Source organism: Ensifer sp. Root31 (assembly GCF_001424825.1).
GTDB lineage: Bacteria > Pseudomonadota > Alphaproteobacteria > Rhizobiales > Rhizobiaceae > Ensifer > Ensifer canadensis.
Map to the genome: position 1 here is coordinate 181,120 of NZ_LMCO01000012.1, position 20,908 is coordinate 202,027.

A 20,908-nucleotide genomic window follows, 5' to 3' on the forward strand; every position below is an offset into this window, starting at 1 on the left:
CGGCGCCTCAGCTGCTTTGCGGGCCAGAAGACGCCGTTCCAGGGCTTCAAGCTATCCGCTTCACGCATTTAGCCATTCGCACTGATACGCCAGGACAGGCTTTGCAAATCCCTTCAGGTGATGGCGCATGCCATGGGTGAAGACGGCCGCGTTGTCATATTCTCGGAATATGTTTTCAGATATCAGGATCTGGTCGCTTCGCGCGGCCGCGCAAAGCCTCGCTGCCAACTGGACCGTGGTGCCAAAAAGGTCATTGCTGTCCTCGACAGGTTCGCCGCAGTCCAGCCCGATGCGAATGTGAATGGGCTCGCCATTGCCCGCGTTGTAGCGCTGAAACTCGCGTTGGATCTCCCTCGCACAATCGACTGCAAATGCCGTCGAGGGGAACGCAGCCATGATTCCGTCCCCGGTGTGCTTGACCTCGCGGCCGTCCGTTTGGCTCAGGCAACCACGAACGAGGGCGTCATGAGCTCGCACGAGTTCAGTTGCCATGCGATCGCCAAGCCGTGATGTCATTTCGGTTGATCCAACGATGTCGGTGAAAAGGATCGCCCGGTGACCGGCATCCATTTCCTTTGCGGACAGCCCTGCAGCCTCCGGATCCTGTATTCGGCCCAGAAAAGCCTCGACAGCCGACAGTGCTACCTCCACGACTTCGCCGGCTACGAACCCGTGAGCCTCGCGGTGGACGCACTGCGCGGTTTCGGCGTCCGGTGCATCTATAAGACAGAAGGTCGTTCCTCGCCGGTGGTCGAACCAGTAGGTCAGGAACTTGACGCCATACTGATCCTGTATGCTGAGATCTTTAAGGTGCGCTTCGGCGACATCCGCAGCGGAGGCGCCCGCAAGATCGTGCCGGTCCATGAAGATAGGCATTCGCTCGCTCCCGAAGGGACCGTTGCCGTCATCAATCAGTTTACGACAGCCACGGACAATCGTCTATCTCGGCCAACGCGGGCTGTCCTGCCGCCAGCCGTGGCGCAGAAAAGGGAGCCAGTCGTGGCGCAAAACATCAAGACCATCTCCGCCGATGATTTCGAGGCCGTCGCCGCCACGGTTCAACGCTACGTCGACGGTAGACGCACGCAGCACAATAGCACGTCAATCGCGTTGGAGGTGAAATCTATGCCGTTGGCGAATTGCCGGGGCAATGGCATTACGCCTCGTAGTTCGGTATCCTCATTCCCGCTATGGAGCGCCACCTAACCGTTATCCTCGCTGCCGATGTTGTCGGCTACAGCCGACTTATGGAGGTTGATGAGGAACGGACTCACGCCGCGTTCTGCATCTGCCAGACTGTTATCGCTGAGCTAGTCTCCAAACATCGCGGTCGGATATTCGCAGGGGCAGGCGACAGCGTGCTGGCGGAATTCGCCAGTGCGGTCGAGGCAGTGCGGGCTGCGGTCGATATTCAGAACGATCTGGCTGAGCGCTCTCTTGATCTTCCCGAGAACAACAAGATGAGATTTCGCATCGGCATCAATCTCGGTGACGTCCTGTCCGATGGCGGCAATCTCTTCGGAGACGGTGTCAACATCGCCGTGCGTCTGGAGGGAGTGGCAGAACCAGGCGGAGTCTGCCTGTCCAGCAGTGTCTATGAACATGTCGAACGAAAGCTGCCTCTGCCATACGTGGATATTGGACCTCAAAGGCTAAAGAACATAGCCAGGCCCATACATGCTTTTCGCGTGTCCATACCACGGACATCCGAGAACTTGCTCTCGATTACCGCGATCCACACCTTCGCGACCAATTGGCTGGCACCGCGCCTCGGGGCGTTCCAGACCGCCCATCGCGATCTTGAATTGAGACTGGAAGTTATGAGCCGCGTGGTCGATTTTGCGCGCGAGCCGTTCGATGTCGGTATTCGCGCGGGTAACGGTCGCTGGCCAGGTCTGGTATCCCATGAGCTAATGGCCGAGGAGTTCGCTCCATTCTGCAGCCCAGATTTCTTGGCAGGGGCTGGCAACATATCGGCACCTTCTGATCTCCTTGCGCTGCCGTTGCTAAGAGATGATGACTGGTGGCGAGCTTGGTTCAAGGCGGCAGGATTTGCGGATTCCGAGCCAAAAATCTCCTCGGCGGTCTTTTTCAACACGCAGATAGTGGTCAGCCAGGCCGCGCTCGCCGGACAAGGTGTTGCACTGCTTACGCCAGCCTTCTTCGCGCCGGACATCAAGGCCGGACGTTTGGTGCAGCTTTTCAATGTCATCGCCCGCAACGGAACCAGCCTTTGGCTTGTTTATCCGGAGGAACGGGAGAATTCCCGCAAGATTCGCGCGTTCAGGGAATGGCTCCTGGATGAAATCCAGCGAGCCCGGTGACTGGAGCTTTAACGCTCGATGCTGTGCCAAACCACCCGCGTTCATCCTGCGTTCATGGCAGGTGCCGGAAAATGATCCGGTAAAGAACGATCGGATGATGTCATGAAAAGAATAGGTGCGGTGTTCGTCGCAGTTGCCACGGCCCTAACGACGGTACCGGCACAGGCTCTGCCTGTATCTCCTGTGGCAGTAGCGCAGCCGAACTCCCAAGCTGTGGAACTGATCCACCACAAGCCAGGTCACTATGGTGGCCCGCCGCATTCGCGCGGGTACAACGGGTACCGTTACAATTCGGGGCCTCGATACGGCTACTATAACGGCTACAGCGGCTACCGTTACCGGCGGGACGGGTATCGTCGGCACAGTGACGGCTGGTGGTATCCTCTTGCTGCATTTGGAGCAGGCGTCGTTATTGGTGGTGCGATCGCGTCGCCGCCGCGCCGGGCCTATTCGAACGCGCCCTCAGCCCATGTCGAATGGTGCTATGACCGCTATCGTTCATACAGCGCCTACGACAACACCTTCCAGCCGTATTATGGGCCGCGCCAGGAGTGCGTGTCGCCATACTATTGATCAGCGCTGCTGTTGGGCGGCGGTCATCGGTTCCAAACCTCAATGACCGCCGGCTATGCGGTAGGGTGATCGCCTTTCACTATTTGTTCCTACTGCAAGCAGGTTAATCTCGGGGTAGGTGGACACTCTTCGTCCTGTGGATGTTCGCGGCTCGTTCGCGCGCTTCAGTTGTCGCTTGAAAGTGGCCCACCTGTTTCTGATCCAGCACTATTGGTTCCCGAGTAGTGCACCAGCTCGGCATACTCCCCGGCTAGCGACAGCGCGTTTCCGGCTAATCGGGGCTGTTTGCAAACAGAAAAGCCGACAGGCAAGGCGCTCCAATAGGGGCACATGCCTGATAACGAGGCGCGGAACGGCCATCTGACCGGTCTACGGCGTGGAGCCCGGTAGCTCGCCAGCCGATAAATTGGAGGTCGCAGGTTCGAATCCTGTCGCCGCAACCAATCTTCAACGCCAGAAAGCCCCGATCGTAGTCAACAGTCGGGAGACCTGAAAGTGATGCGGGAGATTCTAGAAGGCGGGCAGTAGCGCCAGAAGGCTGGTCCCAGAGCGCTGCGGTATTGGGCTTGGGGGCCTTCGCTCTGGGACCACTCGCGCTCACGGCGGCGGGGCGGGCCGTTGTTCCGTGGGCGCTTTGCCTGCCCGAGTATGCATGTGGAGTGAGATTCGGCAACGCACCTACGACCTTTGCCGGTGCGACTCGGACTAAGGTCCTACAATGCAGCGCGCCTTATTAGACGCGCACAGGTCGCTGTAGCACTTTGAATTACTGCGACGGGAATCAGCTTCGGCGCTGGATCTCACCTGAAGACGCGTCGAGTCGAACTGGGCCGATCTTGCTGTCGAGCTCAAGAAGCGAGGTGTCGCCCTGCTCGTCCTCTGGGAGGAGCGTCGTGGCTCGCATCCCGAGGGATCACGCCTAAGTCCATAAAACAATCATGTAAGGAGGGAAGCCAGTATTTGCACGACTTCCTTTTATCTATCTCATTGATGGTCTGGAGGAAATCGAGATGGGGGCATCCCTGTCCAACGTCTAAACGCGCGCGTGAAATGAGCGGGATCGCTGTAACCTACCCTATAGGCGATCTCGGTCATGCTGTGACCTCCTTCGCGGATCAGCCGGATGGCCTCGCTTCTTCGAGTCTCATCAAGCAGCTCCTCGAACTCGACGCCGCAGTATTTCAGGCGCCTCTGTAGGGTGCGGGCGGACATCCCAACTCTTGCTGCCACCGCTTTCAAGCTAAGCTCCCGTTCATGAAAGAGCTTGTCGCTTAGCAATCGTGCCACCTCCACCGTCGAGGTCAGGGCGGTCGTCGCCTTTGATGGTCCAGTTTCGTGCCTTTTGAGAGGCAGGTCGAGCAACTCGCGATCGATTTCGATCATGTCGTGCTCGCACCCCAATTCGATATTGGGACCCCAGCACTCTTCGAGTGCCTCGGCCCCTCGTGTTTTTGTCGCGGTCAGTCGAACCTTTATTCCGGACGCTTCTCCCGCCAAAAGCGGCACTTTTCGCAAAACCGCGAGACTGCCGAAGATGAACTGCCTGGGATCGAATTCGCAACGGTCCGTGAAGCGAAAGACGATTCGCGCGGTTTTGCCCTCCACCAGGAAGCGTACATCCGAACCGCGGTGGATCGAGGACACATTGTCGGACGCGAGCGCGCAAGCGTGGGCCACATCCCTCGCTGCCAGAACGGATTGTCCCCACCCGCCGAACTCACGCAGGTCGGTCGACGAGCCGATATGCGCGCCAGCGAACGGGTCCCCCGCCACCGCCGCCAGCTCATTGCCCAAGCGAAAGCACTGCGCGCGCGCAAGCCAGCCATCGGCATTCTGGAACACGTTTGGCGAAATGCCGAGGCGTTTGCAGAACTCAATCGCCGAGACATCGTGCTTCGCCAGATAGGGCGCGATGGCCAAGAACGTCCTGATCCTGATCGAAGGTGCAGTATTCAACACTCACAACGCTAAATTGGCGTGAAAAGGCAAGACGCAAGAGGCGTCACTATAGCAATATATTATTGATTTGGAATGCTTTCGGTCGGAAGGCGTTTTAGCAGCAAGACCGAACGGCCGTTGGTGGACGTGCCAAGTCGGAGGAGCGAGGTCTGAGGATAGCGGATGAGAAAATTGAAAATGAAATGGCCGGGTGCAACCTGGCGCCCATACACGTTGGTCATAGCGGCCACCGCCTGTGCGGCGGCGTGGTCCGCTTCGGCCCAGGACGCGATAGAACCAGAAGCTGCCAAGATTCTCGCTGTGATGAGCGACCATCTCAAATCGATGCCGTCTCTTAGCGTCACCTATGACGCAGACCAGGAAATCGTCGACCTTGAGGGGCAGAAGATCCAGTACAGCGCATCGGGTACCATTGCGCTCGATCGCACCAAGGGTTTCCTGTTGACGCGGCAAGGGCCATTCGCCGATGCGGAGGTAGTGTTCGACGGCAGCACGATCTCGCTCCACAGCAAAGGCATGAACGTCTACGCGCAGCTGCAAAGTCCGGGACCAAGTGTTGAGGAGGCAGCAGACGAACTTCGCGCCGCTACCGGTCTCGATGCACCGGGAGCCGATCTGCTCGCAAGCGACCCCTATACCGTCCTTACAGACGGGGTTACCAAGGGTACTCACGTGGGGTCGGCATTCATTGGTGGGGTCGAGTGCGATCACCTCGCCTTCAGAACAGATATCGTCGACTGGCAGATCTGGGTCAGCAAGGGCAACAAGCCGTTGCCGCTCAAATATGTCATCACGACCAAATGGGTAACCGGAGCGCCGGAATACTCGCTCAGGCTCAGCGACTGGAAGGCAGGCGCCATCGGCGGCGCTCAGTTTAAATTCACGCCGCCAGCGAACGCCAGGAAACTCGAACAGATACATGCAGACGTCACCGGCGACATATCGCTGGAGGTGGGAGAATGAAGATGCGCAAGATGTACGGAAAGATCCTTTGCGCCACAGTCGTCGGCCTCGCCCTGCTCGTCGGCGACCATCTTGTACCGATGCCGTTCGGCTCGTTCGTATCGGAGGCCCAGGCGGTCGTTGGGCATCCCGCGACCCCGGGCAGCGTTGCCGGTGTTGCGCGTCGCACCACCCGCCGCGTAATCCGCCGCTCCACTGTCTACGTCGCCGCGCTGCCCACCGGCTGTGTCAGGACCAGTGTCAACGGCGTTGTGATCTGGCGCTGCGGCGGGGTCTATTACCAGCCCTATGGTGGGCGCTACGTCGTCGTCTACATCGACTGATGCCAGAGCTTGTTTGCACCAGTTCGATTTAAATCTTCACCCTTTTCCCACTTCGTGCGTCGCCCGCGATGTTCCGAGCGACAGTAGCGCCGACTGGGCACGGCCAGTTGCCTGCAAAGGGTGGAATTTCCTTCTGCGCCTGCAGGCCGCTCGAGCCGTGGTTCGATAAGTCCTGGAAGCCAGGTGAAGTCGGGCTGGCCGAGTGAATACAGAATATTTTCGATGGACTGATCGCAACAAAGGTGTTTTCCGGTTGGTTCCGCCTGCCAAGCTGATCCGACTGATTCTGTCGGATCAGCATCAGTTCGGGGTTATTTACCGCCGTATTTGAGAACGGTCAGCGCGGTGGCTGCGACGGGGTTACATGTTCATCATTCGCTTCCTGTTACTGAGCCTGCTCATCTGCCTGTCGGTTGTTTCCCTGTCGCACGCGCAGGCGCAGGCGCCGGCAACGAGCACAGCAGAACCGCCAAAGGTGGCCGAGCTGCTGCGTCTTCTCGAAGACGCGGACGTGAAGACATGGCTGGCGCAAAGGCAAGCAGCAGTTCCCGAAAAAGGGGCCGCCGAGGTAGCGCGGGTCATCGACGACTTAGAGGCCCGCTCGCGTACCCGCCTCAACATCCTTTTGTCTGCCGTGCCGCGTGTAGGCAGCGAACTCTACCGCGCAGCCTCCTCGGTCCAGCAAGAGGCGCACGATAGTGGATTTGCCCCCGGGATACTGATGATCGCCATCATCGCGGGCATTGGCTTTGGCACGGAATGGTTCCTTCGTCGTTCAGTGCCAGCCGTGACCTTGCCCAATCAACTCTTGTCGCAGCTGCAGACGGAGTTTGCGCCACTCTTGATTTTCACGGCGACGGTTGCCTTCGTCTTTCTCATCTTTCCTTGGCCGCCACTCATGCGTGTGGTCGTGCTTTATTCGCTCGTCGCGACAGTCGCCTACCGAAGCGTGCTGGCGCTCTGCCGGCTGGCGATGACCGTTTCCGTGCCGATGGCTAAGGCATACCCCCGTGTCCGGCTGTTCGTCGCGGTGCTAGCAGCGGCGATGGCATTCTCGGCCATATGCGAGCGGCTCGCCGTTGCCGAGGACGTCTGTTCCTTGATTGCCATTGGATTTTCGGGCCTGCTTCTTCTGATCGCGATCGAAGCTATCGGCCGCAACCGCTCCAGCGATGATGCACAGCTTTTGGGCCAACGCGTGCCTCGGACAACCGGCATTGCCGGCGCCGTAACGCTCTGGCTGCTCTGGTGCGGTGGTTTCCTGGCGCTATTTTGGCTCGGCATTATGTTTGTCGTTGTGCCGCGTGTCCTGTCAATCGCTGACAAGTTGACCCACGCGTTTGCGGCTTCACGCTGGAATGACGGTGATGCGGCAGATCCGAAGACAGTGCTGCTTGTACGAGGCGCGCGAGCGATCATCATCATCATCGCAGTGGATTGGATCGCATTCGTTTGGCGTCACAATTTCCAGCCCATTACCGGTCAGCTGGCGCTCGCCAAGACAATCATAACCGGCGCCTTCAACAGCGTCGTCATCTTGCTGGTCATCGACCTCGTTTGGCAGTTGGGGAATGCTTACATTGCCCGTCAGCTCGGCCGCGTTGGCGATGGAAGAGCACTCACACCGAATGAGATCGCCCGCCAAGGCCGGCTTCGCACCTTGCTGCCTGTATTCCGCAACGCGTTGGCCGCGGGGCTTCTTAGTGTGGCCGCGCTTACGGTTCTCTCGCAGATGGGGGTTCAGATAGGCCCGCTCATCGCCGGTGCGGGCGTGGTCGGCGTGGCCATCGGGTTCGGCTCACAGACGCTCGTCAAGGACATCGTCAGCGGTGTTTTTTATCTTTTAGACGATGCGTTCCGAGTCGGGGAGTATATTGAGGCGGGAAGTTACACAGGCACAGTCGAGTCCTTCAGTTTGCGATCGGTCCGGCTGCGGCACCATCGCGGACCGATATTCACGGTGCCCTTCGGTTCGCTTGGCGCCATCAAGAACTTGAGCCGTGACTGGTCGGTTGATAAGTTCCGCATCCGTGTCCCCTTCAAAACCGATCTTGACAAGGTCCGCAAGCTCATCAAGGCAATCGGCGGGGAATTGCAGGCCGATCCGGAGCTCGGCTCGTCATTCATCGAGCCACTCAAGCTCAAGGGCGTCGAGCAAATTGGCGAGTACGGCATCGAACTCGGCGTTGGCTTCACCTGTAAGCCTGGCGATCAAACCGCGATCCGCCGCAAGGCATATACGATGCTCATGCAGGTGTTTGGCGACAACGGGATCGATTTCGCTCAGCCTGTCGTCCAGGTGAGCGGAGATGACAAAGGTTCAGCTGCTGCGGCTCACGCCACGCGGCAACTTCAAGGCACCACTGCTCCACCGGGACCGAATGGGCCAGCTTCTTAAGAGCGTTTCCGGTTTAAACGGAGCGCCGGGAAACGCTCTATCTCTTTGTTTTTGCGCATTTACCGACGGAAAACCGCTTCGCGCTTTTCCTGGAAATGCACTAAGAGGAATTATGGACACACCGCCGATCGTCAACGACCTTGCCTCTGTCATACAAACATCCCTTGCGCCGGTGTTTTTGTTGGCTGGTACCGCAGGCTTTGTCAGTATCTACACCACTCGCCTCGGGAGAGTATCGGACCGGCTGAACGAGGTCGCGGAAAGGGGTAAGCAGGGCAAATTGTTTCGCATGCAGCTCGCGTATCTGCGGCGAAGGGCACTTGCTCTGGAAGTTGCGGTCGTGCTTGGGGTAATGGCCGGCATTTGCACGGGCGGCGCAATCCTAAATCTACTTGCTGGTGCACTTGCCATCGGACTGCGCCAAGAAAATCTCTTCTGGTTTTTTGGTGGTGCCATAGTCTCGCTCATCGGATCGCTTGTCGCATTCTTGTCTGAATTGCTGATCGCCGGACGGAACTTGTTGCGGCAAATACGAATGGACCAATTTCCCATGGAGCAAGACTGACCAGGTACTTCTCATCTTGGTCGCCGTTCGCGCTGCTGAACGGCAAACGGCCGTACCTTCAACGCGAGATATTCGAGCGAAACTCCCGTGGTCCATTGCCGGTTGCCTTTCGGAAGGCCCGGGCGAAATTGGCTGGAGACGAATACCCCAACTCCGCCGACACGCGCGTGATCGAGCCGTTCGTGTGCCACAGCAGTTCAATGGCTCGTTGAACCCTTGCGGCGCCCGCCAGCCCGCGAAAATCGGTGCCGGCCCTGTTCAGCTCCCGTTGCAGGGTCCGGACGCTGGTGTCCAACGATTGAGCGGCACCATCGATCGACACGCTGCCGGTGAGAACTTGGACCCGGACCTGCTCCATGATGACTTCGAGCAGATCCCGTGGAGCGCCGCCTCGCCGGTCTCGCGCCACATCCTCGATGGTGACCATTGGCCAGGAAGCGGGCCTCGGAGCAGCGGAAAGATGATGGCGATCCGTGACGATGCTCGTCGCGGCTGCGTTGAAAAGAACCGGACACTGGAAGACGTCTTCAATAAGGCCTGTCTGGCGCGGTCTGTCGGTGTCAAGCTCGACGCGCAGCGGTCGCCAGTCAGGGGGCAGATAAGCCTTGAAGAGGCTGAGCAGGACACCCGCGGCGGCACAGACAATACTGGCATATCCTGAGTGGCCGGCCAAAGCGAACACATAGCTGTACCGTACCTCGTCGCCAACCACTGCGACTGACATCCTATCGACCGTACTATGATAACGAAGGCCAGCAATGCTGCGCTCGATGGCCTGCCCCAGGGTGTCGGCGCCAAACACATAGTGTCCGAAGCTGCCATAGTTGGCGACGTTCATCATCGGCGTGATCAGAATTCCGAAGTTGGCCTCACCGGCGACGCGTGCAGCCGCTTCGACGAAGCCGATTACCGCCGCGTGCGGGATGAAGCAGTTCTCTCCCTCGGTCAGTTCGAGATCGAAGCCGATGGCACGATTGGCCTGCAGCAGCGCCTTTTGCCCCATTTCACGCCGTATGAAGGCCGGCATGCCAGACAGGATGCGGTTGGAAATGACCGGGATTTCAGCCATGTATGCAACACTCCAGAAATAAGACAACCGTGGCGCAAAATGAGTGGTTTCGTATTGCGAATACTGTTTAGTGCCGTAAAACATGTGAGTAGCACAAGTAGAGACCCACATGTCTTGCGACCTATAGGAGGGGTGCGACTATGACAACCAGACGGAACCTACTGCTGGCAGCCTCTGTCGCGGCGGCGACGACAGTGCCGTTCATGCCGCGACTGGCGCAGGCAACCGAAGAAGTCGCCGACTTCCTGTTCGTTCAAACCGCAAGTGCTATGAAATTCGACAAGGCGTCGAGCAAGCTGACGCTCGAAGGTGTTGGCGGCGCCACGTTGTTTTTCTCTGACCGTCCCGAGCGCATTGCCGGGAACATGGACACGAAGGCTTTCGTGCCGTTCTGGAGCAAGGGCAAGGACAGCTTCCTTTCCGATCCGCCGAATGCCGACCTGTCGATCCTTGAAGGGGACAAGCTCAAGCAGGTCGTCGTCGTCCTGGAGAATCCGGAGCTGAACGACGATAACTTGACTTACACGGTCAAGGTTGTTGGCGGCGAAATGCCGGAGAAGGGCTCCGAGGTCTCTGTGTTCATCGACATCATCGGCATGCCGTTGACGCCGCTCTCCTATGCGGGCGTGGCCAGGCGCGGCTACCGGCGGGCATTTCTGTACTAGCACCTGCCGGTTGCGGCTCGGTGTGACCCCGACTGCAGCCCGCTTCAGCTCTCGCGAATACCTCACCAGCCAATGCAACCGGACGATTGCGTCCAAGGTTCCCGAGCTGCTCCACAGCCCGCGCCGTTTCGATAACTCATCGATAATCAAGGAGTACGGTAAATGTTGACGAAGAGAGATCTACTTCGATCCACCGCGGTGATTGCCGCTAGCGCCGCGATTGCGAGGCCAACCCTCCTGATGGCGCAAAGCTACCCGGGCATTATCGAGGCAAAAGACATCGCCGAGGAAGGCTTCATCTACGGCCTGCCGCTGGTGATGATTTATGCGGTTATGCAAGAGTTCGCCGTTGACAAAAACTCGGGGCAATTCAAGGCGCCGTTCAACGAAATCAACAACATGCACCATGTCGCCAGCCCGGCTGACACGGCAGTCATTACGCCGAACAGCGACACGCCTTACTCGTTCATCTGGCTGGATTTGCGCGCTGAGCCGATGGTCGTCTCGGTGCCGGTGATCGAAAAGGACCGCTACTACTCGGTCCAATTGATCGATTGCAACACCTACAATTACGGCTACATCGGCACGCGCGCCACGGGGACCGAGCCGGGCGATTATCTGGTCGTTGGCCCAGACTGGAAGGGTGAAACGCCCTCGGGGATCAAGAAGGTCTTCCAATCGACGACGCCGTTCACGCTCGCGCTTATCCGCACGCAGCTCTTCAACCCCGACGACATGCCGAACGTCGAGAATATTCAGGCCGGCTACAAGGCCCAGCCGCTATCTGGTTTTCTTAAAACTCCGGCCCCGCCAGCCGCGGCCACGATCGAGTTCCTTCCTGCCACCACCGCCGGGATCAAGGACAACTTCTTCCAATATCTCGACGCAGCCCTGCAGTTCGTCCCTGAGACGGCAAGGGACAAGGAGATTCGCGCGAAACTTGCGAGGATTGGCATCGGTCCCGGCAAGACCTTCGACTTCAAGGAACTATCGCTCGAACATAAAGCCGAAATCCTGGTGGCCATGAAGCAGGGAAATGACAAAGTCGACAAATGGCTGGCCAGCGGAAATAAGGACATCAACGGCTGGAACGTTGGCTCGTTCTTTGGCGACGAGGCCTTTTACAATGGCGATTGGGTGATGCGGGCAGGCGCCGCTAAGGGCGGTCTCTTGGGCAATGATGCCGTCGAAGCCATGTACCCCTATACCCGAACGGACGCGGCCGGTGCGCCGCTCGACGGCAGCAAGCACAACTACACGCTGACCTTCCCGGCCGGCCAGTTGCCACCAGTAAATGCGTTCTGGTCCGTTACCATGTACGACGGCAAGAGCCAGCTCCTGGTCAAGAATCCGATCAATCGCTACCTGATCAACTCTCCGATGTTGCCGGAGATGAAGAAGGATGCGGACGGCTCGCTGACGCTGTACCTCCAAAAGGACAGCCCCGGTGCGGACAAGGAATCCAATTGGCTTCCGGCGCCGGATGACAAAATCTACCTCGTGATGCGCCTGTACTGGCCGAAGACGGAAGCGCCTTCGATCTTGCCGGCGGGCGAAGGGACGTGGCAGCCGCCCGGCATCACTGTGGCCGAATAGTTCTCCCCCCATTGTGCTGATGCTCGGCTGGCGCCTCTGCTTCTTGTGGTCCTCTGACCGAGGACAGTAGGCAGCAGCCGGCATTTGCATAGGCGGTGCGTTCTCGCTGGGCGTTTGCCATTGGGCTGCGCCAAGTATCCTTCTACAGCGCTGCGTGTCTTATTAGACACCCGCGCGTCGTGTCGAACGAGACCGACCTTCACGAAAACAGCAACGGCTTAAACCGCGATCTCCGTCTGGGTCTGAATCGCGGACGCAAATCGAGTTTGGCCGCATCGGCGGCCGCTTTTAGGGGCTAGCATGAAATTATACCTACTTCGCGCTCTGGCGGCGATCGGAACATGTCTCGTTAGTAATGGAGCAATGGCCGCGGACATCTATTCGCCGATGACGCCAGAGGCTCGGCAGACGACCACGGAGAGTGGCTGGACCTTTACTTTTGCGCCTTATTTCTGGGCAGCTGGTTTGTCGGGGGAACTCGGGCAATTCGGCTTGCCTGCCGTGGACGTCGACGCCAGTTTCAGCGACATCTTCGATCACCTCGATTTCGGCGCCATGGCGATGGGCGAGGCCCGTAATGGACCTTACAGCATCTTCGGCGATGTCATGTATACCAAGATTTCGGGGCAGGCCGGCACGCCAAGAGGCATCCTTGCCACAGACGCCGAGCTCAAATCCGAGACTTTCGCGGGGATGCTCGGTGCGGGGTATGCGGTTTTTGAGGACAGCGCCGCGCGGCTCGAAATCGTCGGCGGTCTGCGCGTCTGGTCCGTCGAAAGCGAGCTTTCCTTCAGCGGCGGCATTCTCGATGGGCGTTCCAAAAGCGATGGTGCAACGTGGGTGGACGGTTTAGCCGGTCTTCGCGGCACCTATTCGCTCACTCCCGAAATCTATCTGACAGGGTGGGGGTTCATTGGGGCAGGTGGTGCCGATCTCGACTGGGACGTCGCTGCGACGATAGGCTACCGGTTTAGCGACACGATTTCGGCAGTTGCCGGCTACCGCGCTTTGGGCGTCGACTACAGCGATGATGGGTTCGTGTTCGACACCGTTCAGCAGGGGCCCATCCTAGGCCTGGTCGTAAGGTTTTAGGATGCTCATGTGCCGTTCGCCACGTTTAGCGGACGTCTATAGACAACGAGCGGACCGATCGTGGTCCGCTGACTGCGCCGTTACGCGAGCTGCACCACTGCCGTCTTGAGGCAATGCAGCACAAAAAACCTTCGAATCCAGGGGCCGAGGTCACACTATGAAGCCGCACTACAGAAGTATTTGTTTGACTTTCTCTTTGATGGCCACCGTCGGGTCAGCCTCTGCTCAAGAGTCCGGTGCTGAGCTCGCCAAGAAGCTCAGCAATCCGATTGCTTCGCTCATCAGCGTGCCCTTTCAGTTCAACTATGATCGCGGTTACGGCCCGGAGAATGGCAATCGCGAAGTCCTCAACATACAACCAGTCATCCCAATTTCGCTAAACGAAGACTGGAACATCATCTCGCGCACAATCCTGCCCGTGATCTCGCAAAATGACATAGCGGGGCAATCCGGGCACCAGTTCGGTCTCGGCGATATCACCCAGAGCCTTTTCGTTTCCCCCAAGCAACCTGGCCCAGGCGGGATCATCTGGGGCGCTGGGCCGGTCTTCCTTATCCCGACAGCGACCGATGAGCTACTTGGGAGTGGAAAATGGGGAGCTGGTCCTACGGCTGTCGCCTTGAAACAGGAAGGACCTTGGACATACGGGATACTGGCCAACCACATCTGGTCTTTCGCCGGCCAGAGTGATCGGGAGGATGTCAGTTCGACGTATCTGCAGCCTTTCGTTTCCTATACCACGCCCGATGCATGGACTTATTCGCTGAATACTGAAAGCACGTACGATTGGATCCAGGACGAGTGGTCGGTTCCGGTCAATTTTCAGGTGTCAAAGTTGGTGAAATTCGGTGAGCAGCCCGTGAGCTTCACAGCGGGTGCGCGGTACTGGGCACAGGCACCTGAAAACGGGCCGCAAGGATGGGGTTTCAGAGCGGCAGTAACGTTCCTGTTCCCGAAGTGACGATTAGGGCCCGTTTTGGCGATGAATCTATCCGGCGCCGGGAAGCCGGTGGTCTCGGTATGTTCTGGCATATACTGTTTGGTTGCAGGCGCTGAGTGGAACTTGTCGCTGGAACTGGGACAACCAACTTTCGCAATCTCGGCTTGAAAATGCGCTCCGGCTTTCGATCCGGTGGGCAAAGGTTGTTGCGGCGAGTCAAGCGAAGCGATCGCTCAATGCAATCGTCCATCGACAAGATTGAGGCGCCGGTCCATGCGCGCGGCCATGTCTAGATCGTGCGTCACGGCGACCACCGTCTTGCCCTGCTTGCGCACCAGCGTTTCCAGGATGGTGAAGACTTGTTCGGAACTGTTGCTGTCGAGGCTGCCGGTCGGCTCGTCGGCGAGGATCAGTGGTGGATCGTTGGCGAGTGCCCTCGCCACCGCCACGCGCTGACGCTGGCCGCCCGAAAGCTGATCGGGACGCTTGTCGAGATGATCGGAAAGGCCCAGTGCCTCGAGCAGATCGCTTGCTCTTTGGCGCATCTCGTCTCGGGCGAGGCGGCCAAGCTTGCGCATCGGGATCTCGACATTCTCGCGCGCAGTGAACTCCGGCAGCAGGAAGTGAAACTGGAAGACGAAGCCGATATTCTCAAGGCGCGTGGTGGCCCGCTCCTGTTCATCCATGAGATCGGTGTCCCGGCCGCGGATCATCAGCGTGCCGCTGGTCGGCCGATCGAGCAAGCCAAGCAGATAGAGAAGTGACGACTTGCCAGAGCCGGACGGGCCGGTGACCGCGACGAATTCCCGTTCGCCGATCGTCACGGACACCTCCTTGACCAGCGTGACCGGCACCGTTTCCTGGAGGATGCGTGTGAGATCCTTGGCTTCGATGAGTGAACTCATGTCGCGCCCCTGATGATGTCGACCGGATTTGCGCGGGCCGCGCGCCTTGCGGGCAGGTAGCCGGCAACGGCTGCCGAGCCGAGTGCGAAGGCGGCGGCGATGAGATAGTGAAGCATGCTCCAGGCGATCGGCAGCCGGGTCATTTCTTGCCCGGTTGCGGATATCTCGAAGCGCACCAGCGAAAGCGCATAAACCATCGCAAAGCCGAGCGCCCAGCCGAGCAGCGTGCCGGCCGTGGCGATGGCCACACCTTCGAGCACAAAGAGAATGCGCATGTCGGACTCGGTGAAACCCAGCGACTTCATGATGGCGATGTCTCGCGCCTTCTCGTGCGTGATCGTAGAGATGATGTTGAAGATGCCGAAACCTGCAACCAACATGATCGCGGCGACGACGGTGTACATGATGACATTGCGAACGACGAGCGCTTCCAGGATCGACTCGTTCGCCTCCTGCCAGGCAATCGCCTTGTAGCCAAGCTCCGCTTCGACGCGGCGCGCCACCGCGGGCGCGGCGTTCGGGTCGTCGAGTTTGATGTTGATCTGGTTGATCGCATTCGGCCGCGCGGAGAGGATTTGTGCGTTCTTCTGCAGCACGTAGGCTTCTCCTTCGTCACGCGCGGTGGTGCCCGTATGGAACAGCCCGACGATTTTGAAGCGGCGGCTAAGCCCTTCCGACGAGACCGCGGTAATCGTATCGCCGAGGCCAGCGCCGAGCCGTGAGGCCATGGTATCGCCGATGACCACGTTGTTGCCGCCGGCGGCGAGGGTCGCGAAGCTTCCCGCCTTGAAATCCTCGATGATCGGAGAGACGCGGGGCTCAGCTTGCGGGTCGATACCGAGGACTGCGGCGCCGACCTCCTGGCCGGAATAGCGAATGACCCCTTGCGCATTCAGCGTCGCTGCAATGCGCCCCGGGATCCAGGCGTTGAGCCAGGCGAGGGCTGCGGTTGGGTTGATGATGCCGCGGCGGTCGTCTCGCGGCCTGAGCCCGAAAATGGCGGCGGCATCGAACTGGTCCTCTGCCGGTTGCCGCCGGGCCGTGCGCTGCTCGTCGGTCACCTGCACATGCGGCATGGTGTCGACGAGCTGACGGACGAAATCATCCTGGCCGCCCTGCATCAGGGCCGCCATGGCAATGGAAAAGCCGACGCCAACGGCAACTCCCAGCATCGCGACGACCGTCTGCCGTCCCCGGCCGGAAATGTGGGTCAGCGCGATGTCGAGGATGAGGCGCATGGCGAACTCATTTCTCCGGCTCGGCCGCGGCCTTGACGCGAGCACCGTCGGCAAGGTCGGTCGGGAACGGCGAGACGATGCGGGCGTCGTCTTCGAGACCCGACAGGATCTCGACGCCTTCGGCGCCACGTATGCCCGTCTTCAGGGCTTGTATCTTGATACGCCCGCCGTCGAGCAGGGCGACCGTTGTCCCTTCCAGAGCCACGGTTGGAATGATCAAAGCGCCATGCGATACCCGCACGATGACGTTGACGTCCGTCGACATGCCGATGCGCAGCGGCGTGTCGTCGGGCAAGCGGAAGCGGACACGATAGGTCTTTGTCACCGGGTCGCCTTTTGGCGTGATGCTGTCGACGGTCGCCTCGAGCTTGCGATCGGGAAAAGCATCCGATCTCAATAGCGCCCGCTGCCCGACGTCGACGCGCGAAATGTCCTCTTCGTTGACGTCGGCCGTGATGATCAGCGGTTTCGGTTCCCCGACCCAAAAGAGCACCGTGCCGAGTCCGGCGACTTCGCCGATCTCGCCATCCTGCCGCAGCACCTGGCCGTTGCTCGGTGCTCGCAATACGTAGGTCGCAAGCCGCGCCTGACGACCCGCCACCAAAGCTTCGAGCTGGCCCAGTTCGCTGCGCGCTTGGTCGACCTCCTGTTCGCTGATCGTGCGCTTTTCGGCCAGCGTCAGCTTACGCCGATATTCTTCCTGCGCCAGCGTCAGGCGCGCCTGGAGTTCGCTGAGTGCTGCGCGCGCCTCCGTGTCGTCGAGGCGGGCGAGCACCTGTCCCTTGGCGACGCGTTCGCCTTCACAGTCGCATTGTTCGACGATCCGCTCGGCCACGGTCGGCGTGACCTTCGCCCAGGTGCGCGGCTCCACGACTCCGTCCGCGTATACGATCTCTGCCGCATCGCCACGTTTGGGGGCAACAACGGATACGGGAACTGGACGAAACAAATACCAGGAGACCACCACGCCGATGCCGACGACGGTGACAGCGATGGCATAACGAGCTAGCCGCACTAAACGCTCCTTGAAACCTTGCATTCGATGCAGTAAAAATAGACCGACGGTCGGTTTGTTTCAAGGGTGAACACCACCTTGCCTATCGTGGGCATCGTGGAACACATTGCAAACCGTGCTAAGGCGCAGTTCTCGGAGCACGTATGGCTAGAATAAAGAAATCGCCCGAGGTCCGATCGAAGGAGCTGATCGATTGCGCCGAACGGCTGTTCTTTCAGCATGGATACGAGGATACGACGGTCAACGACGTCATCCGTGAGGCCGATGTCTCGAAGGGTGCTTTCTATCACTACTTCGTTTCGAAGGAGGCGCTCCTCGAGGCGGTCGCGACCCGACTGGCGAAGAGGAATCTCGAGGAACTGCAGCCCCTCGCCGAAGACCCTTCGATTGATGCCGTTGGACAGTTGAATGCGCTTTTCGCCGGCTCGCGGCGACTAAAACTTGAAATGGCGCCGCAGCTGAAGAATACCTTCAACGCCCTGTTCAAGCCGGAAAACGTCGTGCTGTATCACCGCATCGACGAGGCTCTCCAGGCAGCCAGTCTGCCAATTATCACGGAGATACTGCGGCGCGGTCATGCGCAGGGAGCGCTGGACGCACCTGATCCGGAAACTGCCGCGATGATGCTTCTGCAATTGCGATTGAGCGTCGCCAAGATGATGCACAAGGCGTTGCAACTTTCGGAGGCCGGTGACCTCGACGGGGCAGCGGCGATGCTGGACAGCTGGATGCGAACCTATGGCACCGCGATCGAGCGTTTTTTGAAGCTTCCGGAGGGGTCGATCGAGGTAACGGAACCCGGCTTTTCGCGCACCTTCCTGCAAGCCTGACCCGTCGGCCTGGCGGTATGCGGGCAAGATTGACGGCGGCCGAAAAGATTTCTTGAATTGTTTGTCGAATTCCGGATCAGCCGTCCGTCTATGCAGTGAAGGCGCGTGTAACTGGCCCGATCAAACGGTGACCAACCGGAAGGAACGGCGATCATGAAATTGATTACCATGACGAATGTCTCCCTTGATGGAGTCATGCAAGGGCTCGGCCGACGAGGACCGTCGCGGCGGCTTCGAGCGCGGCGGATGGATCGCGCCGCTCTTCGACGAAGAGGCGAGGGCCGCATTGGGCCAGATCTACGCGCGCGCCGACGCGTTTCTGTTCGGCAGGTGGACGTACGAGGTCTTTGCCGGCTCCTGGGGAGCGGTCAAAGAAATCCCGCGTGACAACCCTGTCGCACTCGCCTTGTACACGCGGCCCAAATACGTGGCATCGAATACGCTCCGGAACCCGAAATGGGCGAATACCACTGTCCTTTCGGGCGACCTCGTGACCGCGATCCGCGACCTGAAAGCCAAGCCGGGCGGCGAGTTGCAAGTACATGGCGGCACCACGCTCATCCGCTGGTTGCTCGACAACGACCTGGTCGATGAGATCAACCTTTTCACCTACCCGCTGATCCTCGGCCAGGGTATGCGGCTCTTTCGCGAGACCGGCCCGGATAAGGCACTCGAACTGGTCGCATCGCGGTCCACCGCCGGCGGGGTGATCATCCAAGCCTACCGTCCCACCGGGCGTCCGCAGTATCGAACGGCCACGATGGAATCGACGGAAGCAAAGAAGTAGACATCTTCACCTTGCTGGGGTGCTGTCACGACGTCGTAGTCGAGGGTCGGCAGTTAGATGAGATCGACGCTCAGCGCCTCGATCATGTAGAACTCTTCGCCAAGGTCCGAGAGATCCCCGGCCAGGTTTCTGGCCGAGATGCCGATGCTGAACGAACCATGTTCAACTATCATTCGCAATAGTCTCTGATCGGCAGCCTTGCCAGTCTTTCGATCTTTGAGCCGTCGCGGCGGTGAGCAGGCCGGCGACATGACCGATCACGTCCCTGCGGCGATCTCCCTGCAGATCTCCTCGAGTTTCAGCTGGGCCATGACGAGACGCTCTTGCGCGATATCCGGTGTCTTGCAAACGGTCACGCGAGCCTCAACCATCGTGCCGATCAACTCCATAGGATGAGCGCCGAGCGCCTCGCACATGAGAATAAGCATCGGCACGGAGATATTGCTCTTGCCATTCTCATATTTTTGGACTTGGTGGAGCGTGACGCCAAGCGCGGCGGCAAGCCTATCCCGCGAGAACCGGTGATCAAGCCGCACGGCCCGTAGGCGTTCGCCAAGCTCTTCCGCAAGCGCAGCTGTTGTGTTGACGCGTGTTGGCATAGCACTGCACCTCCAGCGACGAATGTCTGAATTGAGCGTGCTGTTGCGCACAATTCTCTGCAATCCGTCCATTTGCGGTACAATCCTCAAACGATCGGCTGCTGTGTGCGACTTGCGGTGAGCTGCTCTGACTGGGCATTCGTCAATAGTGGTAGGGCGGAGTGAGACCCGACGCTTCCAGCGCGCGCAATCGGTGAGCGTGGTGTCTTTTCGGATCAGGTGAATCCGTTGGAGAGATAGAGCGAGTTAGCGCCTCAGAAACGTTTCGAAATACAGCTATTAATTGAGGCCGTTAATGGCAGGCGGAAATCAGATCAGGCACGGCTTTGTGAGATCACCATCAGTGGCGTGGCGCGGGCAGCTCGTCCCGATCAAGTTTCTGTGTCGCAATCAGCACTTCGAGGCGATTGCGGACATTTAACTTCTGCATGAGCGCGGTCATATGATTCTTAACGGTTTTTTCGCCTATCTTCAATTCCTCGGCGATCTGGCGGTTGGTGCATCCCCGAGTCAGCATTGCGATGATTTGGCCTTCCCTGAGGCTAAACTTGACGGCTGGCCCGGCTGCGGCACGGAGCGACGCCATTCTGTGGTGCTCAATCAACTTGCAGGCGAGATCTCGGCTTATGAAGATTTCACCTCGTTGAACGGCCCTAACCGCATCAATGAGCTCCTGTGGACTGGTCCCCTTGACGACGTAACCACTGGCGCCGGCCTTGAGCGCATTGACTGCGATGTCAGATTTCGACATGGCGCTAAATGCGAGGAACCTCGTCCTGCAACCGCGTTTCATCAGGTCCAGGATAGTATTGAAGATGTTGCCAGGCATCATAATGTCGACGATGAAAACATCCGGTGCTGTTTGTAGACCGATCTCAAGTACTTCTTCGGCGGAAGACCCGGTCGCGACGACTACAAACTCTTCCTTCGATCGAAACAGATCTACAAGACCCGCGAGCATCAATGGATGATCATCGGCCAGAGCCAACGCAATTGATCTCATATTTGATCTCCCACCCTCTGACGGGAGATATACGCCTGCGCCCATTTCCTGTCCATGCGCTTAT

At 59.0% G+C, this 20,908-nt stretch carries 20 protein-coding genes and 1 tRNA gene; 13 read left to right on the forward strand and 8 right to left on the reverse strand.

Annotated features, from left to right (window positions below; all coding sequences use genetic code 11):
• Positions 1–60: 60 nt before the first annotated feature.
• On the reverse strand, positions 61–876 hold the full coding sequence (locus ASD00_RS12820) for a nickel-binding protein (protein WP_057206949.1): 816 nt from the start codon (positions 874–876) through the stop codon (positions 61–63).
• A 371-nt stretch (positions 877–1,247) separates the two neighbouring features.
• On the opposite strand from ASD00_RS12820, the gene ASD00_RS38685 reads away from it, so the two are divergent.
• The 3 genes from ASD00_RS38685 (at position 1,248) to ASD00_RS12835 (ending at position 3,340) form a co-directional block, all read left to right on the forward strand.
• Positions 1,248–2,324, forward strand: coding sequence for a LysR substrate-binding domain-containing protein (locus ASD00_RS38685; protein WP_162249724.1), 1,077 nt, complete (start codon positions 1,248–1,250; stop codon positions 2,322–2,324).
• 102 nt (positions 2,325–2,426) lie between these two features.
• A complete protein-coding gene (locus ASD00_RS38690; protein WP_082523535.1) occupies positions 2,427–2,897 on the forward strand; it encodes a BA14K family protein in 471 nt (156 codons plus the stop codon).
• Positions 2,898–3,267: 370 nt separating this feature from the next.
• Positions 3,268–3,340: transfer RNA gene (locus ASD00_RS12835), tRNA-OTHER, on the forward strand.
• 541 nt (positions 3,341–3,881) lie between these two features.
• On the opposite strand, the gene ASD00_RS12840 is transcribed toward ASD00_RS12835, so the two are convergent.
• A complete protein-coding gene (locus ASD00_RS12840; protein ID WP_244496042.1) occupies positions 3,882–4,817 on the reverse strand; it encodes an AraC family transcriptional regulator in 936 nt (311 codons plus the stop codon).
• Between the two features lie 201 nt (positions 4,818–5,018).
• On the opposite strand from ASD00_RS12840, the gene ASD00_RS12845 reads away from it, so the two are divergent.
• From ASD00_RS12845 to ASD00_RS12860, 4 genes are all read left to right on the forward strand, one after another.
• A complete protein-coding gene (locus ASD00_RS12845; protein ID WP_113567855.1) occupies positions 5,019–5,819 on the forward strand; it encodes a DUF2092 domain-containing protein in 801 nt (266 codons plus the stop codon).
• Between the two features lie 11 nt (positions 5,820–5,830).
• On the forward strand, positions 5,831–6,142 hold the full coding sequence (locus ASD00_RS12850; protein WP_244496043.1) for a hypothetical protein: 312 nt from the start codon (positions 5,831–5,833) through the stop codon (positions 6,140–6,142).
• 364 nt (positions 6,143–6,506) lie between these two features.
• Complete coding sequence (locus ASD00_RS42480; RefSeq protein ID WP_057206959.1) at positions 6,507–8,540, forward strand: mechanosensitive ion channel domain-containing protein; 2,034 nt, start codon at positions 6,507–6,509, stop codon at positions 8,538–8,540.
• A 112-nt stretch (positions 8,541–8,652) separates the two neighbouring features.
• The gene (locus ASD00_RS12860) at positions 8,653–9,105 is read left to right on the forward strand and encodes a DUF2721 domain-containing protein (protein WP_025430469.1); all 453 of its coding nucleotides are present in this window, start codon (positions 8,653–8,655) and stop codon (positions 9,103–9,105) included.
• 58 nt (positions 9,106–9,163) lie between these two features.
• Here ASD00_RS12860 and ASD00_RS12865 read toward each other — a convergent pair whose 3' ends face one another.
• Positions 9,164–10,174: an AraC family transcriptional regulator gene (locus ASD00_RS12865; RefSeq protein ID WP_057206962.1), complete on the reverse strand. Its 1,011-nt coding sequence runs from the start codon at positions 10,172–10,174 to the stop codon at positions 9,164–9,166.
• A gap of 140 nt (positions 10,175–10,314) precedes the next feature.
• On the opposite strand from ASD00_RS12865, the gene ASD00_RS12870 reads away from it, so the two are divergent.
• From ASD00_RS12870 to ASD00_RS12885, 4 genes are all read left to right on the forward strand, one after another.
• Positions 10,315–10,839 (forward strand): hypothetical protein, encoded by a 525-nt coding sequence (locus ASD00_RS12870; RefSeq protein ID WP_063963253.1) that lies wholly within the window; start codon positions 10,315–10,317, stop codon positions 10,837–10,839.
• A 162-nt stretch (positions 10,840–11,001) separates the two neighbouring features.
• Positions 11,002–12,435, forward strand: coding sequence for a DUF1254 domain-containing protein (locus ASD00_RS12875; protein ID WP_057206965.1), 1,434 nt, complete (start codon positions 11,002–11,004; stop codon positions 12,433–12,435).
• A gap of 300 nt (positions 12,436–12,735) precedes the next feature.
• On the forward strand, positions 12,736–13,527 hold the full coding sequence (locus ASD00_RS12880; protein WP_057206967.1) for a hypothetical protein: 792 nt from the start codon (positions 12,736–12,738) through the stop codon (positions 13,525–13,527).
• Positions 13,528–13,726: 199 nt separating this feature from the next.
• Positions 13,727–14,488: a transporter gene (locus tag ASD00_RS12885; protein WP_156585570.1), complete on the forward strand. Its 762-nt coding sequence runs from the start codon at positions 13,727–13,729 to the stop codon at positions 14,486–14,488.
• A gap of 212 nt (positions 14,489–14,700) precedes the next feature.
• Here ASD00_RS12885 and ASD00_RS12890 read toward each other — a convergent pair whose 3' ends face one another.
• From ASD00_RS12890 to ASD00_RS12900, 3 genes are read right to left on the reverse strand one after another with little or no spacing between them, the layout of a single operon-like run.
• The gene (locus ASD00_RS12890; protein ID WP_057206971.1) at positions 14,701–15,372 is read right to left on the reverse strand and encodes an ABC transporter ATP-binding protein; all 672 of its coding nucleotides are present in this window, start codon (positions 15,370–15,372) and stop codon (positions 14,701–14,703) included.
• A complete protein-coding gene (locus tag ASD00_RS12895; RefSeq protein ID WP_025430462.1) occupies positions 15,369–16,610 on the reverse strand; it encodes an ABC transporter permease in 1,242 nt (413 codons plus the stop codon). The genes ASD00_RS12890 and ASD00_RS12895 overlap by 4 nt, the downstream gene beginning before the upstream one ends.
• Positions 16,611–16,617: 7 nt before the next feature.
• On the reverse strand, positions 16,618–17,649 hold the full coding sequence (locus ASD00_RS12900) for an efflux RND transporter periplasmic adaptor subunit (protein ID WP_057206973.1): 1,032 nt from the start codon (positions 17,647–17,649) through the stop codon (positions 16,618–16,620).
• A gap of 119 nt (positions 17,650–17,768) precedes the next feature.
• Here ASD00_RS12900 and ASD00_RS12905 point away from each other — a divergent pair, with 119 nt between their 5' ends.
• Together ASD00_RS12905 and ASD00_RS12910 are read left to right on the forward strand one after the other, a co-directional pair.
• Positions 17,769–18,455 (forward strand): TetR/AcrR family transcriptional regulator, encoded by a 687-nt coding sequence (locus ASD00_RS12905; protein WP_057206974.1) that lies wholly within the window; start codon positions 17,769–17,771, stop codon positions 18,453–18,455.
• Positions 18,456–18,642: 187 nt separating this feature from the next.
• Positions 18,643–19,242: a dihydrofolate reductase family protein gene (locus tag ASD00_RS12910; protein ID WP_244496053.1), complete on the forward strand. Its 600-nt coding sequence runs from the start codon at positions 18,643–18,645 to the stop codon at positions 19,240–19,242.
• 257 nt (positions 19,243–19,499) lie between these two features.
• Here the strand turns inward: ASD00_RS12910 and ASD00_RS12920 are convergent, their stop codons facing one another.
• On the reverse strand, positions 19,500–19,913 hold the full coding sequence (locus ASD00_RS12920) for a helix-turn-helix transcriptional regulator (protein ID WP_082523536.1): 414 nt from the start codon (positions 19,911–19,913) through the stop codon (positions 19,500–19,502).
• A gap of 268 nt (positions 19,914–20,181) precedes the next feature.
• Positions 20,182–20,844: a response regulator transcription factor gene (locus ASD00_RS12925; RefSeq protein WP_057206980.1), complete on the reverse strand. Its 663-nt coding sequence runs from the start codon at positions 20,842–20,844 to the stop codon at positions 20,182–20,184.
• Positions 20,845–20,908 lie beyond the last annotated feature (64 nt).

Coding starts and splice junctions, on each gene's coding strand:
- ASD00_RS42480 (WP_057206959.1), top strand. CDS start 6,507: ATGTTCATCATTCGCTTCCTGTTACTGAGCCTGCTCATCTGCCTGTCG.
- ASD00_RS12860 (WP_025430469.1), top strand. CDS start 8,653: ATGGACACACCGCCGATCGTCAACGACCTTGCCTCTGTCATACAAACA.
- ASD00_RS12865 (WP_057206962.1), bottom strand. CDS start 10,174: ATGGCTGAAATCCCGGTCATTTCCAACCGCATCCTGTCTGGCATGCCG.
- ASD00_RS12900 (WP_057206973.1), bottom strand. CDS start 17,649: ATGCAAGGTTTCAAGGAGCGTTTAGTGCGGCTAGCTCGTTATGCCATC.
- ASD00_RS12880 (WP_057206967.1), top strand. CDS start 12,736: ATGAAATTATACCTACTTCGCGCTCTGGCGGCGATCGGAACATGTCTC.
- ASD00_RS12870 (WP_063963253.1), top strand. CDS start 10,315: ATGACAACCAGACGGAACCTACTGCTGGCAGCCTCTGTCGCGGCGGCG.
- ASD00_RS12885 (WP_156585570.1), top strand. CDS start 13,727: ATGGCCACCGTCGGGTCAGCCTCTGCTCAAGAGTCCGGTGCTGAGCTC.
- ASD00_RS12845 (WP_113567855.1), top strand. CDS start 5,019: ATGAGAAAATTGAAAATGAAATGGCCGGGTGCAACCTGGCGCCCATAC.
- ASD00_RS38690 (WP_082523535.1), top strand. CDS start 2,427: ATGAAAAGAATAGGTGCGGTGTTCGTCGCAGTTGCCACGGCCCTAACG.
- ASD00_RS38685 (WP_162249724.1), top strand. CDS start 1,248: ATGGAGGTTGATGAGGAACGGACTCACGCCGCGTTCTGCATCTGCCAG.
- ASD00_RS12920 (WP_082523536.1), bottom strand. CDS start 19,913: ATGGACGGATTGCAGAGAATTGTGCGCAACAGCACGCTCAATTCAGAC.
- ASD00_RS12820 (WP_057206949.1), bottom strand. CDS start 876: ATGCCTATCTTCATGGACCGGCACGATCTTGCGGGCGCCTCCGCTGCG.
- ASD00_RS12925 (WP_057206980.1), bottom strand. CDS start 20,844: ATGAGATCAATTGCGTTGGCTCTGGCCGATGATCATCCATTGATGCTC.
- ASD00_RS12905 (WP_057206974.1), top strand. CDS start 17,769: ATGGCTAGAATAAAGAAATCGCCCGAGGTCCGATCGAAGGAGCTGATC.
- ASD00_RS12875 (WP_057206965.1), top strand. CDS start 11,002: ATGTTGACGAAGAGAGATCTACTTCGATCCACCGCGGTGATTGCCGCT.
- ASD00_RS12910 (WP_244496053.1), top strand. CDS start 18,643: ATGGAGTCATGCAAGGGCTCGGCCGACGAGGACCGTCGCGGCGGCTTC.
- ASD00_RS12850 (WP_244496043.1), top strand. CDS start 5,831: ATGTACGGAAAGATCCTTTGCGCCACAGTCGTCGGCCTCGCCCTGCTC.
- ASD00_RS12890 (WP_057206971.1), bottom strand. CDS start 15,372: ATGAGTTCACTCATCGAAGCCAAGGATCTCACACGCATCCTCCAGGAA.
- ASD00_RS12895 (WP_025430462.1), bottom strand. CDS start 16,610: ATGCGCCTCATCCTCGACATCGCGCTGACCCACATTTCCGGCCGGGGA.